Annotated in this window: 12 protein-coding genes and 2 tRNA genes; 9 read left to right on the forward strand and 5 right to left on the reverse strand. The window is 68.5% G+C overall.

From position 1 onward, the window contains the following. Positions 1–113 precede the first annotated feature (113 nt). Positions 114–743 carry a TetR family transcriptional regulator gene (locus tag ACFFC4_RS15400; protein WP_375502403.1) on the forward strand — a complete coding sequence of 210 codons (630 nt, stop codon included), beginning with the start codon at positions 114–116 and terminating at the stop codon, positions 741–743. 8 nt (positions 744–751) lie between these two features. On the opposite strand, the gene ACFFC4_RS15405 is transcribed toward ACFFC4_RS15400, so the two are convergent. Next, entirely contained in the window at positions 752–1063 is a 312-nt protein-coding gene (locus tag ACFFC4_RS15405; RefSeq protein ID WP_375502405.1) for a 4a-hydroxytetrahydrobiopterin dehydratase, read from the reverse strand. Between the two features lie 54 nt (positions 1064–1117). Here ACFFC4_RS15405 and orn point away from each other — a divergent pair, with 54 nt between their 5' ends. From orn to ACFFC4_RS15435, 6 genes are all read left to right on the forward strand, one after another. Further along, entirely contained in the window at positions 1118–1708 is a 591-nt protein-coding gene (orn, locus tag ACFFC4_RS15410; protein ID WP_375502407.1) for an oligoribonuclease, read from the forward strand. A 79-nt stretch (positions 1709–1787) separates the two neighbouring features. Next, a tRNA-His gene (locus tag ACFFC4_RS15415) sits at positions 1788–1863 on the forward strand. A gap of 185 nt (positions 1864–2048) precedes the next feature. Further along, a complete protein-coding gene (locus tag ACFFC4_RS15420; RefSeq protein WP_375502409.1) occupies positions 2049–3215 on the forward strand; it encodes a YbhN family protein in 1167 nt (388 codons plus the stop codon). Positions 3216–3257: 42 nt separating this feature from the next. Beyond that, positions 3258–3333: transfer RNA gene (locus ACFFC4_RS15425), tRNA-Lys, on the forward strand. Between the two features lie 457 nt (positions 3334–3790). Further along, on the forward strand, positions 3791–8602 hold the full coding sequence (locus ACFFC4_RS15430) for a beta strand repeat-containing protein (RefSeq protein WP_375502411.1): 4812 nt from the start codon (positions 3791–3793) through the stop codon (positions 8600–8602). A gap of 35 nt (positions 8603–8637) precedes the next feature. Then, positions 8638–9459, forward strand: coding sequence for a transglutaminase family protein (locus tag ACFFC4_RS15435; protein ID WP_375502413.1), 822 nt, complete (start codon positions 8638–8640; stop codon positions 9457–9459). Here the strand turns inward: ACFFC4_RS15435 and rdgB are convergent. Both rdgB and rph read right to left on the reverse strand, forming a co-directional pair. Then, on the reverse strand, positions 9434–10057 hold the full coding sequence (gene rdgB, locus ACFFC4_RS15440; RefSeq protein WP_375502415.1) for an RdgB/HAM1 family non-canonical purine NTP pyrophosphatase: 624 nt from the start codon (positions 10055–10057) through the stop codon (positions 9434–9436). The two genes, ACFFC4_RS15435 and rdgB, sit on opposite strands and share 26 nt — an antisense overlap. Positions 10058–10060: 3 nt before the next feature. Further along, a complete protein-coding gene (gene rph, locus ACFFC4_RS15445; protein WP_375502417.1) occupies positions 10061–10783 on the reverse strand; it encodes a ribonuclease PH in 723 nt (240 codons plus the stop codon). A gap of 73 nt (positions 10784–10856) precedes the next feature. Here rph and ACFFC4_RS15450 point away from each other — a divergent pair, with 73 nt between their 5' ends. Further along, a complete protein-coding gene (locus tag ACFFC4_RS15450) occupies positions 10857–11834 on the forward strand; it encodes an ATP-binding cassette domain-containing protein (protein WP_375502419.1) in 978 nt (325 codons plus the stop codon). Then, positions 11831–12661: an ABC transporter permease gene (locus tag ACFFC4_RS15455; RefSeq protein ID WP_375502421.1), complete on the forward strand. Its 831-nt coding sequence runs from the start codon at positions 11831–11833 to the stop codon at positions 12659–12661. Before ACFFC4_RS15450 ends, ACFFC4_RS15455 begins: the two co-directional genes overlap by 4 nt. A 6-nt stretch (positions 12662–12667) precedes the next feature. Here ACFFC4_RS15455 and ACFFC4_RS15460 read toward each other — a convergent pair whose 3' ends face one another. Both ACFFC4_RS15460 and ACFFC4_RS15465 read right to left on the reverse strand, forming a co-directional pair. After that, positions 12668–13441, reverse strand: a complete 774-nt coding sequence (locus tag ACFFC4_RS15460) for a DUF4232 domain-containing protein (RefSeq protein WP_375502423.1) — start codon at positions 13439–13441, stop codon at positions 12668–12670. A gap of 119 nt (positions 13442–13560) precedes the next feature. Then, a complete protein-coding gene (locus ACFFC4_RS15465; protein WP_375502425.1) occupies positions 13561–14049 on the reverse strand; it encodes a flavin reductase family protein in 489 nt (162 codons plus the stop codon). Positions 14050–14057 lie beyond the last annotated feature (8 nt).

Consider the following 14057-nt stretch of genomic DNA (forward strand, 5'->3'; position numbering starts at 1 on the left):
TTGCGGAGCGAGCCGAAGGCGTGGGCTCAGCCAGCCGAACGGAGTGAGGCTGTGAGCGACGCTTGCGGAGCGAGCCGAAGGCGTGGGCTCAGCCAGCCGAACGGAGTGAGGCTGTGACTGAGGGCAGATCACGCGCGGAGCGCAAGGAGCGCACGCGCCAGAAGCTGCTCGATGTCACCCTGCGACTGATATCCGAGCGCAGCTTGTCCAGCATCAGCCTGCGTGAGGTGGCGCGGGACGCCGGCATCGTGCCGACCGCCTTCTACCGACACTACGTCTCGATGGACGCCCTCGGTGTCGACCTTGTGGACGAGTGCATGCGGCCGTTGCGCCAGATGATGCGCGAGGCCCGGCGAGGCCGCACCGCCCACAGCGACATCATCGCCGACACCGTGCAGTCGCTGGCACGTCACGTGAAGTCGCATTCCGATCAGTTCCGGTTCCTGACCCGCGAGCGCTACGGCGGCGTCGGCCCGGTCCGCCGGGCTATCGCCACGGAGCTGCGCATGTTCACCAGCGACCTCACCGTCGACCTCGCGCGATTGACTGCGGGGCTGGACTGGACGGCGGACGACCTCGAGATGGCCGGCGACCTCATGGTCACGACGATGCTCGGCACGGTGCTCAACCTGTTGGAGGTCGACGACCGGCATCCCGAGGACGGCGAGCTGCAACTCAGCCTGGCCGAACGTCAGCTGCGGCTGATCGTGCTCGGCATGGGCGTCTGGCGCAGCAAACCCTGACCGGCCGATCAGCCGCCGTCGATCGGCGGTAAGCCGGCGAGCTCGTCGACGATCTCGGCCAGCTGGAAGTCCTTCTCGGTGACGCCACCGGCGCTGTGCGTCGACAGCTGCACGTCGACGCAGCGCCAGCGCAGCGCGAGATCGGGATGGTGGTCGAGCTCCTCGCACCGCGGCGCCAGCACGGTAACGAAGCGGACGGCAGTCGTGAAGTCGGCGAACTCGATCGAGCGCGTCAGCGCACCCGGCGTCCCGGACCAATCCGTGTGCAGCCGGGCGAGCCGCGCGTCGATCTCGCCCTGGTCCAACACCTGCCGCGTCATTGCATCGCCTCCGCCGCCGTCGTGTAGCTCACCGTAAGCCGTTAGCCTCGAGGCGTGGCTGACCGTCTGGTGTGGATCGATTGCGAGATGACCGGGCTCGATCTTGCGCACGACGCGCTCATCGAGGTGGCGGTGGTGGTGACCGATGCCGACCTGGTACCGGTCGACGACGGCCTGGACGTCATCGTTCACGCTGACGACGACGTGCTCGACGGCATGCTCGCGGTGGTGCGCGAGATGCACGCCCACTCGGGACTCACCGACGAGGTGCGGGCGTCCACCGTGACGTTGGCCGAGGCCGAGAAGCTGGTGCTCGAGTACGTGCAGCAGCACGTCCCGGAGGCCAGGTCGGCACCGCTGTGCGGGAATTCAATAGCCACCGACCGAGGCTTTCTCACCCGCGACATGCCCGAGCTCGACGCCTATCTGCACTACCGGATGATCGACGTCTCGTCACTGAAAGAGCTGGCCAAGCGTTGGTACCCGCGGGTGTATCAGGCACAGCCCAAGAAGGGCCTCGCCCACCGGGCCCTGGCCGACATCCTGGAGAGCATCCGCGAGCTCGCTTACTACCGGTCCACCCTGTTCGTGCCGCAGCCCGGACCCACCCTGGATGAGGCACGATTCGCCGCCGACGCACTCTGAATCGACCGGCCGATACCGACTCGGCGTTCCCGGCGGTGCCGGGTAGACTGATCGCGCTCGGCAGCGTGCTGCCGGCATGGTGGGTGTAGCTCAGCTGGTAGAGCGCTGCGTTGTGGTCGCAGATGTCGCGGGTTCAAGTCCCGTCACTCACCCCAAACCTGATCGATTGCCCCGGCTGCGGCCGGGGCTTTCGTGTACTACGCCCGAATTCGGGGAACGCACAGCCTCGTGGGGTCACAAACCGTCGAGCTCCGGGAATAACTTGAAGTCGAGAGAGTTCTTCTCTTCAACCAGGTTGGATGGAGCTGGGCATGCGTAGAGCGGTCATGGGGGTCACGCCATGACTGCGGTCGCGCCCCCGGTCAATAGCCTGGACGCCCTGACGGGTGCCGCGTCGGCCGCGGTGCCATCTGCACTGCGCGAACGCTGGCCACTACGACGAGTGCTGCGTTGGTCATTCGTCCTCAGCCTCACTGCCTTGTTCGGCGTAGAGATCGCGATCGTCATGCCGTATCTGGTCAGCGCCGCCAACGCCCTCACTGAACCCAATCCCTGGTGGTTGCTGGTCGCGCTCTTGGCAGAGGGCCTGTCGATGGGCGCATTCGCCCGCGTACAGCGTCGGATGCTCTCAGCGGCGGGCCAACGGGTCGGCCTGCGCCCGATGGTGACCCTGACCTACGCAGCGAACGCGCTGTCTGTGACATTCCCCGGCGGCACCGCGTTGTCCTCCGGCTACGTGTTCAAGAGATTGCGCTCCTGGGGAGCGACCGTGCCCGCGGCCGGGTTCACCGTCGTGGCATCCGGGCTACTGAGCTTCGTCGGGTTCGCGATACTCGCCGTTTTCGTCGGCATCTCCGCCGGTGACGACCTGACGAGCTCCCTGCTGGTCGTTGTCGCAGCCATTGTGGTCACCGTCGGCGCCCTTGCGCTTCGGCACCGGGACCCAGCTGCCATGCTGCAGCGAGCAATTCCGGTCGGTCTGAGCCGCGTGAACCGCGTGCTGCGACGGAGTCCCGACGCGGGACTCGCCGTCGCCCAGCGCTTCACACGCGATCTGGTTGCCATCCAGCCCCGCCAGCGCGACTGGTTCGCCGGCCTCGCCTTCGCGGTTGTCAATTGGTCGGCCGACCTCCTGTGCCTGTTGGCGTGCTGCGAGGCCATCGGCGCCGACCGCGCCTCCGTGGCGCTGGTGATGGTCGCCTACGTAGCCGGCATGAGTGCGTCCAGCGTGTCCGTCCTGCCCGGTGGGTTCGGCATCGTCGATGCCGCGATGATCTTTGCCCTGACCAGCGGTGGGGTCAGCACGGTGACGGCCACGGCCGGTGTTGTGCTCTACCGGCTCATCAGTTTCCTGCTGGTCGTCTGCGTCGGCTGGCTGGTGTGGATCACGTCGTGGTTCCTCGAGCGGCGTGCCGGAACAGCGCTCGCGGACGCCGATCCGGCTGCCCTCCCGAGCGCCTCCGACGCGGCCGGCTACTCCAGCGAGCCGGAACGGGCGCCGTGCTAATGTCGTAAATCGGCCCGCTTCGGCGGGCCGGACGCATGACCGGCGCCATTAGCTCAATTGGCAGAGCAGCTGGCTCTTAACCAGCGGGTTCGGGGTTCGAGTCCCTGATGGCGCACCATCCGGGTAGCAAACGAATCGGGCCTCCGTCGGTCAGACGAAGGCCCGATTCACGTTTCGGCAGGCTATGGGACCGGCTCGAACGCTCCCCCGAACGCCGAACCCGAGGTGCAACCATAGACACGCACGTCCCCCGATGTGCGTGGCGCTGGACGATCCCCCCGGACCCGTCCAACAACTGCCTGGACACAGGATCCCCCCCGCTCGTTGCTTTATATCTTCCGCGGAAAGTTTTCTGCTGATCGCGGCGGCCATCGCTGGGCAGCCAGACGTTCGTCTACCCAGCCGGCCGCAGTCGCCCGGTGTTCATCTGTACTGCCTAACGTCCCCGCGGGCGGCCCGGCGGGGGGTGCTGAAGCGAGCGCAGGAGCATCTGAATGAACAGAATTTCGCGTGGTTCGACGACGCGTCCGACGTGCAGCCGAGGGCGACGATTCGTCAGCCTGGCGGCGGTCGCGGTGACGACCACTGCCTCGTTCGCGCTCGCAGCACCTGCCGCGCACGCCGTCACCGGGAGCTTCACCGCCGGCAACGTGGTGGTCTACCGGGTGGGCTCGGGCGGCTCGGCGCTGTCGGCCAACGGAACTGCCGTCTACCTCGACGAATTCGGGTCTGCGGGCGGCTCCCCGGTGCAGTCCGTCCCGCTGCCAACCGCCGCAAACGGAGCGAACAAGCCCTTGGTGGCCAGCGGTAGCGCCGGCTCGGAAGGCCTGCTCAGCCTTTCCGCCGACGGGCGTTACCTCGTAGCGACGGGATACGCAGCCGCGGTAGGGACGGCGGGCCTGTCCTCGTCGGCCGCAGCAAGTGTGCCGCGAACAGTGGCTCGCGTCGACGCTGCGGACAACATCGACACCACGACCGCACTGACCGACTTCGCGGACGCCAACAACCCGCGCAGCGCAACCAGTGCTGATGGCCAAGAGTTCTGGGTCGGCGGTGCGGCCGGCGGCCCGAGGTACGCCGCCCTCGGCGCGTCCACGTCGACGTCGCTTGCGTCCTCGACGTACAAGAACCTGCGCCAGGTGCAAGACGTAGGCGGCCAGCTGTACACCTCGGCCGACCCGACCAAGGCCGGGGTCACGGTGGCGACGGTGGGCACCGGCCTGCCGACATCGGGCAACCAGGTGATCACCAACCTGATCCCCTACCCGTCGAACAGCAGTCCGTACGGTTACGCGCTACTGACGTTGGGCAGCGGCACCGCCCCGGACACGATCTACGTCGCCGACAACGGCCTCGGCATCATCCAGAAATATGGGCTTGTCTCGGGTTCGTGGCAGGCGCGGGGTTCCATCGCGCTGAGCGGGGCCGACGGTCTGACCGCCAACGACGTGAACGGGGTGGTGACTGTGTACGCCACGACGGCGACCGGCTTGTACTCGGTCACCGACACCAGCGGCGCCGGCGGAACCCTAAGCGGAAGCACCTCGCTGATCGCCAGCGCGCCGGCCAACGAAGCGTTTCGCGGGGTCGCCTTCGCACCCGGCACCGTCATCGGGTCGGGCGGAACCCCACCGCCTGCCACGCCGCCCTCGGTCACGGCTGCCGACGCGGGTCTGCCCGCTGCCCTCGGTGACCCGACTGTACCGAGCACAACACTGAACCTCGTAGACGCCGCTTATGACCCGGGCCAGTTGACGGTGACCGCAACCTCGTCGAACCAATCGGTGGCCAGCGACAACGGCATCACCATCTCGGGAACCGGAGCCACCCGCACGCTGAGCGTCTCGTCGGCGGGCGCCGTCGGCAACGCGACCATCACCGTCAAGGTCGCGGCGCCGGACGGTACGTCCGGTAGCACCCAGATCCGCTTCGCAGTCTCAGACAAAATCGGTCAGCCGACCGCCCGCTACTACTCCGGGGCGGGCAACGCCTCAGCGGCGGTCGACGTCGGCGGCGGTTACGCCGTGGTCGCGGACGACGAGAACAACGTGCTGCGCCTGTACCGTCTCGACACCTCCGGACCTCCCGTCAAGACGTTCGACTTCTCCTCCCTGTTCCCGTTCGGCACTGCCGAGATCGACCTCGAGACAGCGGCCCGGCGCGGCAACGTCATCTACTGGGGCGGCTCGATGAGCAACACCTCCAGCGGCAATCTCGCGCCCTCCCGCAGCACACTTTTCGCCACGACCATTACCGGCAGCGGCGCCGCCACCAGCCTGACCTACACGGGCAGCTACACCCGGCTGCAGGCCGACCTCATCGCCTGGGACCACGCAAATGGCACCGGGTTGGGCGCCGACTACCTCGGCCTCGGCGCCTCAGCCGCGGCGGGCGTCGACGGCCATCAGAGCAACGCGCTGAACGTCGAAGGCATGGAGTTCGCAGGCAGCAGCGGCACCGCCTACCTGTCTTTCCGCGCGCCGCTCGAACCCACGGACGACCGTCACCTGGCATTGGTCGTGCCGCTGACCAATATCGACGCCATCACATCAGCGGGTAACCCCGGCACCGTGCACGCCACCTTCGGGGCCCCCATTTTTCTCGACCTGGGCGGCCTTGGCGTCCGTGACATCAAGCAGAACGCCGACGGGCAGTACTTGATCATCGCCGGTACGGCCGACGACACGAACTCATCCTTTGTGCTCTACAAGTGGGACGGCAATCCGGCAGACGACCCGCAGCCGACCGGCACGACGTTGCCGCAGCTGCCATCAGCGACCAACCCGGGCAGCTGGGAAACGATCGTCGCCGTACCCAGCCCGCTCGACAGCGGTGCGTCCGTAGAGCTGATCCAGGATGACGGCTCGGTCGTCTGGTACAACGACGGGCTGACCTCGAAGACCGGCCTGATCCCGTCGCTGCAGAAGTCGGTCGGTGTCACGTTCGGCTACGTCCCGCCGGCCTTGCGGGCCTCCGATACCAGCATCACGGCCGACACTGCGTCCTCGGCGGCCGGACAGACAGTCACCTACACGGCGACGGTTGCCCCCGCCACGGGACGCGGCACGCCGACCGGCACGGTCGACTTCACCGACAGCGGCTCGGACATCACCGGTTGCGACCAGCAGCCGGTGAGCGCCGGAACCGCGACCTGCAGCGTCACCTACAGTGCCAGCGGCGCGCATTCCATCAGTGCCGCGTACAGCGGCGACCAGGTCTTCGCGCCGTCCATCTCGAGCACGATCACTCACAACGTCTCCGCCGCGGCACTCGACAATCTGGTCGTCTCGCCGGCCGTGGCCCAACTCGTCGCCGGCGGATCGCAGACGTTCAGCGCCGAGGGCCACGACAGGTACGGCAACGACATCGGTGACGTCACGGGGGCCGCCGCCTTCACGATCACCCCGACGAGCACTGGCTCGTCGGCCGGTGCTAACTGCACCGGCAGCTCGTGCACGGCAACCACGGCCGGGACGTACACGATCGCAGCCACCGACGGCGCAGCCAGCGGCTCCGCTCAGCTCAACGTCTCGCCCGCCGCGGTCGCGTCCCTCACGTTGACGCCGGCTGCGACCTCGACGCCGGCCGGTGTCGCCGTCACCTACACCGCCGCCGGTTCGGACAGCTATGGAAACCCGGTGGGCGACGAGACCAACGCCGCGACGTTCGTCCTCACCCCGTCCGGTGGCGGAGGCGGGACCAGCTGCGCAGCGAACGCCTGCTCGACGACCACCGCCGGCACGTTCACCGTCACCGCCTCGGTGGCAACGGCCACCGGGTCCGCGACCGGGAGTGCGAGTCTGACGGTCACGCCCGGACCGGTTACCGCCCTGACCCTCAACCCGGCGACCGCTCAGGTCGCCGCCGGGCAATCCCAGACCTACGCCGCAACCGGCGCCGACCAGTACGGCAACCCGGTGGGTGACGTCACCGCACAGACCACATTCACTATCGACGGGGCGGGCACCTGCTCCGGGCCGACCTGCACCGCGCCCGACGCCGGAGTGCACACTGTCACCGGTCAGGACGGTACGGTCAGCGGCACGGCCACCCTGACGGCCACGAGCCCCACCCCGCCACCGAAGCCGGCCGTCACGGCGGTGAGCCCGACGAGCGGCCCGACCACCGGCGGGACGACCGTGACAGTCACCGGCACCGGCTTTACCGGCGCCACCGCTGTGCTGTTCGGAAGCGTCTCGGCTACGAGCTTCACCGTGGTCTCCGACACTCAGCTCACCGCAGCATCGCCAGCCCAAGCGGCCGGGGCGCACAACATCTTCGTCACCACCGCCGGCGGTAAGAGCGCGACGGTGACCGCTGACCGCTTCACCTACGTCAAGCCGAGTCGGCCAAGCGTGTCGTCGATCGCGCCGAACCACGGCATCGAGAGCGGCGGTACGACAATCACCGTCACAGGCAAGTCTTTCGACGCCGGCACGACGGTCAGCTTCGGCACCGTTGCGGCGCCCGATGTGACGGTGCTGTCCAGCACCCAGCTGCGCGTCGTCAGCCCGGCGCAGACTCCCGGCACCTACGACCTCAAGGTCACCACAGCCGGCGGTACCAGCGGCGCCGTCGCGGGCGACCGGTTCACGTTCACGCCGCGGACCCCGGCCATTTCCTCGGTGACGCCGGCGACCGGGACGTCGCTCGGCGGCACGAAGGTGACCGTCACCGGTAGCGGGTTCAGCAACACCACCGAGGTCGATTTCGGCACCGCTGCAGGGACCGGGGTGAACGTGCTCAGTGACACCAAGCTCACCGTCGTTTCCCCGCAGCACGCCGGAGGCGCAGTCAGCATCGCCGTCGTCACCACCACCGGCACCTCTGCCAGCGGTTCGACAGACACGTTCACCTACGTCGTGCCTGCTCCGACCGTCCTATCGGTCAACCCTGCTTCCGGGCCGACGACCGGCGGCACAACGGTCACGATCACCGGGACGGCCTTCAGCGCAGCCACGCAGGTCCGCTTCGGCAACCTGGCTGCCACCTCATTCACTGTTGTTTCGGACACCACGATCACGGCGACGTCGCCGGCCCAGGCGAGCGGAACGCGCACCATCTACGTCGTCACGGCCCAGGGCGCCAGCCGCTCCGGCTCGTCGAGCGCGTTCACGTACAAGTCAACTGCTCCGGCCGTCTCGTCCGTGTCGCCGGCGTCAGGCACTGCGCGCGGCGGGACGGCGGTGACGATCACCGGAGTGCGTTTCAGCGCAGCCACGCAGGTGCTGTTCGGGGCTGTTGCTGCGACGAGCTTCACGGTCGACTCGGACACCCAGATCACCGCGGTCACGCCGGCAGAACCTGCAGCCAAGCACTCGGTGACGGTGACGGGACCCGGCGGCAGCAGCCCGACGAACAGCAAGGTGTCCTACACGTTCACCTGACCGCGAGCGGCTCCGCCGTGCCGGACACTGCAGGTATGAGCGATGACGAACAACTGGTCCGGCACGTCGAGTCCCATCTCGTCGCCGAGGTCGCCGGTCCGGCCACCCTCGCCATCGAGGTAAGCGTTGCCGACGCCGACCCGGCGACCGTCGACGAACTGCTCGAGGTGCGACTGGACGGCGTCCGCATCCGGGCCGACGCGCTGCCGGCGACCGCGGGCGGGCGGGTGCATCGGGTGCAAGCCGGCGAGGGCCGATTGACCGTCGACTACCGGGCCACGGTCGCCGGCCGCGCAGCGCCGCCGATCGCGAGCCCCAGCGACCGGCTGCAGTTCCTGCGCCCGAGCCGCTACGCCGAGTCCGACCGCCTGGAGGCCGTAGCCCGCGCCGAGTTCGCGGGGATTACCGACCACCGCGACCTGCTGGACGCCGTCTCGTCGTGGGTCGGGGCCCGCCTGGAGTACGTGCCCGGCAGCAGCCAGGCCACCGACGGCGCGGTCGACACCATGCTCGAGCGCCGTGGCGTGTGTCGCGATTACGCCCACCTGGTCACCGCCCTGTTGCGCGCCCGGGACGTGCCGGCTCGGTTGGCCGCGGTCTACGCCCCGGGCCTGGACCCGATGGACTTCCATGCCGTTGTCGAGGCAGCTCTGGACGACCGGTGGTACGTCGTCGACGCCACGCTGCTAGCGCCGCGTCGCGGGCTCGTCCGCATCGCCACCGGCCGCGACGCCGCCGACACCGCGTTCCTGTCGAACTACGGCGCGCCGGTCGAGCTGCTCGAGATCTCGGTCTCGGCATGGACTGATGGTTCGTTGCCGAGCGACGACATCAACGAGCTGGTCGCGTTGGGTTGATCGTCGGGCTGGGCGCGGCAAGCTGCTCGGCCAGCGCGCGTAGCGCCCGCCCGCGGTGACTGATCTCGTCCTTGTCCGAAGGCTCGAGTTCCGCGCTCGTCTGTTCGTACCCGTCGGGTACGAAGATTGGGTCATAGCCGAAACCGTTGCTACCCCGCGGTTGCCGCACGAGCCGCCCAGTCATCCGGCCGTCGGTGACGATCTCACCCGCCTCGTAGACGTAGGCCACCGCACAGGCGAACGCCGCACCGAGCCGCTCGTCGGGCACGTCGCCGAGCTGATCCAGGACAAGACGTAGGTTCGCCTCGTCGTCGCCATGGGCGCCGGCCCATCGTGCCGACAGCACCCCGGGCATGCCGTTCAAGGCGTCGACGGTCAGACCGGAATCGTCGGCCACGGTGGGCAAACCGGTCTGCTGGAAGCCCTCGCGAGCCTTGATCAGCGCGTTGTCAGCAAAGGTGGCACCGGACTCGGGTACCTCAGGGTATGGCGTGACGTCGTCGAGACCGACGACCTCGAGCTCGGGCAGAGCCGGCGCGAGTATGCGGCGCAGCTCGGCCAGCTTCTTGGCGTTGCGGCTGGCCAGCAAGACGCGCAAGACCTACCGTCCCAGTGCCTCGGCCTGCAGCCGGGAGAGTTCGGCACAACCACCGACCGCGAGGTCGAGCAGCGCGTCGAGCTCGTCACGACGGAACGGGACGCCCTCGGCGGTGCCCTGCACCTCGACGAAGTCCCCCGTACCGGTGACGACGACGTTCATGTCGGTCTCGGCGCGGGCGTCCTCGAGGTACATGAGGTCGAGGCGCGGCTCGCCGTCGATGACGCCCACCGACACCGCCGACACGGTGTTGATCAGCGGTTCGGGCCGGGCGAGCGAGCCCTTCTCGCGCAACCAGGACACCGCGTCGGAGAGTGCGACGTAGGCCCCGGTGATGGCGGCGGTGCGCGTGCCGCCGTCGGCCTGCAGCACGTCGCAGTCGATCGAGATCGAGTTCTCGCCGAGCGCGGACAGGTCGATGGCCGCCCGCAGCGATCGGCCGATCAACCGCGAGATCTCGTGCGTCCGTCCACCGATCTTGCCCTTGACCGACTCGCGGTCGTTGCGGGTCGACGTGGCGCGCGGCAGCATCGCGTATTCGGCGGTGACCCAGCCCAGGCCGCTGCCCTTGCGCCAGCGCGGGACGCCCTGCTGCACCGACGCCGCGCACAGCACCTTGGTGTCGCCGAATTCGACCAGCGCTGAGCCCTCGGCGAACTTCTGCCAGTCGCGGGTGATGGAGACAGGGCGGAGCTGATCGGCTTCACGGCCGTCGGGACGAGGCATACCTGGCAGCGTAACGACGGGCGTACCAGCGCCGTGCACGTGCCGTGCCAGTGCCTCCAGGCACAGTTGTCGTATGACCAAAAACGCCATTGAAGCCGAGGGGCTCACCAAGCGCTTCGGCAAGGGATCCACCGCCACCCAAGCCCTCGCCGGCATCGACCTCGTCGCCCGGGAGGGCAGCGTCCTCGGTGTGCTGGGGCCCAACGGCGCAGGCAAGACCACCGCGGTGCGCATCCTCGCCACCCTGCTGCAGGCCGACTCCGGTTCGGCCCGGGTCGCCGGGCACGACGTGGCCACCGACCCGGTGAAGGTTCGGCAGTCGATCGGGCTCACCGGACAGTTCGCGAGCGTCGACGAGGACCTCACCGGCCTGCAGAACCTGCGCATGATCGGCCAGCTGCTCGACCTGCGTTCGGCCGAGGCCACCCGCCGTGCCCGCGAGCTGCTCGAGTGGTTCGAACTCGGCGACGCCGCCGATCGCGTCGCCAAAACCTACTCCGGGGGGATGCGCCGGCGCCTCGACCTCGCCGCCTCGCTCGTCGGCCGGCCGGCCGTCGTCTTCCTGGACGAACCCACCACCGGCCTCGACCCGTCGAAGCGCGAGGCGATGTGGGACGTCGTCCGCAACCTCGTCACCGAGGGCTCGACGGTGCTGCTCACCACCCAGTACCTGGACGAGGCCGACGCGCTGGCCGACGAGATCTCGGTCATCGATCACGGCCGGGTCATCGCCCACGACACGCCCCTCGGCCTCAAGCGCGTCGTCGGTGGTCAGCGGCTCACCGTCCGCCCCACCGATCCCGGGCGCCTACCCGAGGTCGGCCAATTGCTCGAATCCATCGTCGGCGTTACCGCCGAGCCCGACGGTCGCGACACGTTGTCGGTGCCTGTGACCGACGACCACGCCCTGCCGACCGCGGTGGCCGCCCTGCACACCGCCGGCATAGCCGTCACCGAACTGTCCCTGCACCTGCCGACCCTGGACGAGGTGTTCTTCACCCTCACGGGCCGGCCCGACACCACCCACAGCGAAAGCGAGACCGCCGCATGAGCACCACCCTCACTGCTCCCTCGCCGCGGACGATGCCCGCCGCGGCCGACACCACCGCACCGCCCCGGTTCCGAACCCTTCGGCACGTCCTCGTCCTGGCCAAGCGCAACCTGATCAAGACAGCGCGCACCCCCGAGCAGCTCATCGACGTGACGCTGCAGCCGGTGATCTTCCTGCTGCTGTTCACCTACGTGTTCGGCGGCGCGATCAGCAACGGCTCCCAACACGACTACCTGCAGTTCCTGCTACCCGGCCTGATCGGTCAGCAGGTGGCCCTGGGCAGCATCGCCCTGGGCCAGAACCTCAACGCCGACATCGAGAAGGGCATCTTCGACCGGTTCAGGTCGCTGCCCATCGCCCGATCGGCGCCGCTAATCGGCGCCGTGCTCGCCGACTTCTTCCGCTACCTGATCCTGCTTGGTGTCTTCATCGGCTTTGGGTACATCATCGGCTTCCGGGTCATCACCGGCCCGCTGCAGGCGCTCGCCGCCGTCGGGCTCGTCCTGGCGTTCGCGCTCTGCTTCTGCTGGGTCTCGGTCTGGGTGGGGATGATGGTCCGCACCCCGGGCTCGGTGCAGGGCATCATGTTCCTGCTCGTCCTGCCGCTGTCCTTCGGCAGCAACACCTTCGTGTCGACGTCGACGATGCCCGGCTGGCTGCAGGCGTTCGTCAAGGTCAACCCGATCTCGCACCTCGTCGGCACCGTCCGCGGCCTGATGCTCGGTGGGCCGGTGGGTCACAACCTGGCCTGGACGTTCGGTTGGATGGCCGGTCTGCTGGCCGTGTTCGTGCCGCTGGCATTGCATGCCTACCGCAGGCGCGCCTGATCGGGGTCAGGAATACAGGCCAGGCGTCGCGAAGAAGCTGTCGAGGTCCCTGACGTCGGCCCGCGCCTGCTTGATCTGTTTCGCGGTGAGCCCGGTGTCCGGGAAAGAGCTGAGTTGGGCGAGCTCCGCGACCTGCGTCGGGTAGGCCTTCGCGGTCTTCAGCTGCTGCTCGGCGTTCAGGAAGTAGTAGTTCATCCCGGCCGCGTCGACCTTCGAGCCGCGCAACCAGTACAGCTGCGCCGGACCGTAGTGCGGGTACTGCGGCGTGCCGGCCACCGTCGGGTGCACCTGCAGCCCGCACACGCTCACCGACACAGCCAACCGGTGGATGCGGGAGGTGTTGGCGACAATGGTGTCGATCGCCGCCGAATGCCGGCACGCGCCACCGGTAGCGCCGTTGAAGTTCAACCATTCGACGCTGGCGGAGGCGTAGGCGCCGCGCGCGACGGCCACCGTTCGGAGCGGTCCTCCGCCGCCGTAGCCCGACTTCGTTCGCTTGGCGTGCGTCAGCACGGCACCGTTGCCCTTGATCGCGTCCACGCCCGGATACCCGGACACCGTGCAGGTGTGCGAGGTGACGTTGCGATAGATCAACGCCAACCAGCTGTGGCCCGCGCCGCCCTGGGTATAGCTGCGCGTCACGGCGAGTGAGTGGTTGCCGCACCGTGCGACAGCAAGCGCGGGGGCCGCGGACGCCGTGTTGGCGATACCGACGAGACCGGTGGCGCACACGGCGCCTGCGAACGCGAGCACGGCAGGTCGGATCACAACAGCCTTCATCTGCACCCCTAGCTTCGACCGGCGGTCGCCGATACCAGACGACACCGCACTCAGTGCATTGGCGCAAGCACGGTGGTGCTGGAGTCCTGCTCGCTGTCAGCACCTACTCAGGCCGGCGGTCAAGCCTGCAATCGATGGAACCGGCTGGCGTGGAAGACCAACGGCCGCACATCACCGTCGGCGTCGAGGTCATGCACGGCCAGCACGACGATGTCGTGGTCGCCGGCACGCACCTGCTGCTCGATGCTCGTGTCCAGCCAGGCACTGGCGCCGTCGAGCAGAACGGCACCGTCGGTAGTTGTCCGCCAGTCCAGGCCGGCGAAACGATCGACCCCGCGTGTGCCCAGCTGTCGGCCGGCCCGTTCTTGACCGGCCGACAGGATGCTCACTCCCAATCGGGGAGCCCCCCGCAGCACAGCCCAGGTGCGGGATCCGTGGGCGACACGGATCGACACGAGCGCCGGCTCCAGCGAAACCGACGTGAACGAGCTGGCCGAGATACCGATCGGGTCGCCGTCGACCAGTGCCGCGACCACCGTCACCCCGGAGGGAAAAGCACCGAAGACCGCGCGCAGCCGCAGGGGATCGAAGACGTTGATTTTCGTCATGCGTCACC

This window comes from uncultured Jatrophihabitans sp. (genome assembly GCF_964244045.1).
Lineage (GTDB): Bacteria > Actinomycetota > Actinomycetes > Mycobacteriales > Jatrophihabitantaceae > Jatrophihabitans.

Coding starts and splice junctions, on each gene's coding strand:
- ACFFC4_RS15405 (WP_375502405.1), bottom strand. CDS start 1,063: ATGACGCGGCAGGTGTTGGACCAGGGCGAGATCGACGCGCGGCTCGCC.
- ACFFC4_RS15420 (WP_375502409.1), top strand. CDS start 2,049: ATGACTGCGGTCGCGCCCCCGGTCAATAGCCTGGACGCCCTGACGGGT.
- ACFFC4_RS15435 (WP_375502413.1), top strand. CDS start 8,638: ATGAGCGATGACGAACAACTGGTCCGGCACGTCGAGTCCCATCTCGTC.
- rph (WP_375502417.1), bottom strand. CDS start 10,783: ATGCCTCGTCCCGACGGCCGTGAAGCCGATCAGCTCCGCCCTGTCTCC.
- ACFFC4_RS15450 (WP_375502419.1), top strand. CDS start 10,857: ATGACCAAAAACGCCATTGAAGCCGAGGGGCTCACCAAGCGCTTCGGC.
- ACFFC4_RS15455 (WP_375502421.1), top strand. CDS start 11,831: ATGAGCACCACCCTCACTGCTCCCTCGCCGCGGACGATGCCCGCCGCG.
- ACFFC4_RS15460 (WP_375502423.1), bottom strand. CDS start 13,441: ATGAAGGCTGTTGTGATCCGACCTGCCGTGCTCGCGTTCGCAGGCGCC.
- ACFFC4_RS15465 (WP_375502425.1), bottom strand. CDS start 14,049: ATGACGAAAATCAACGTCTTCGATCCCCTGCGGCTGCGCGCGGTCTTC.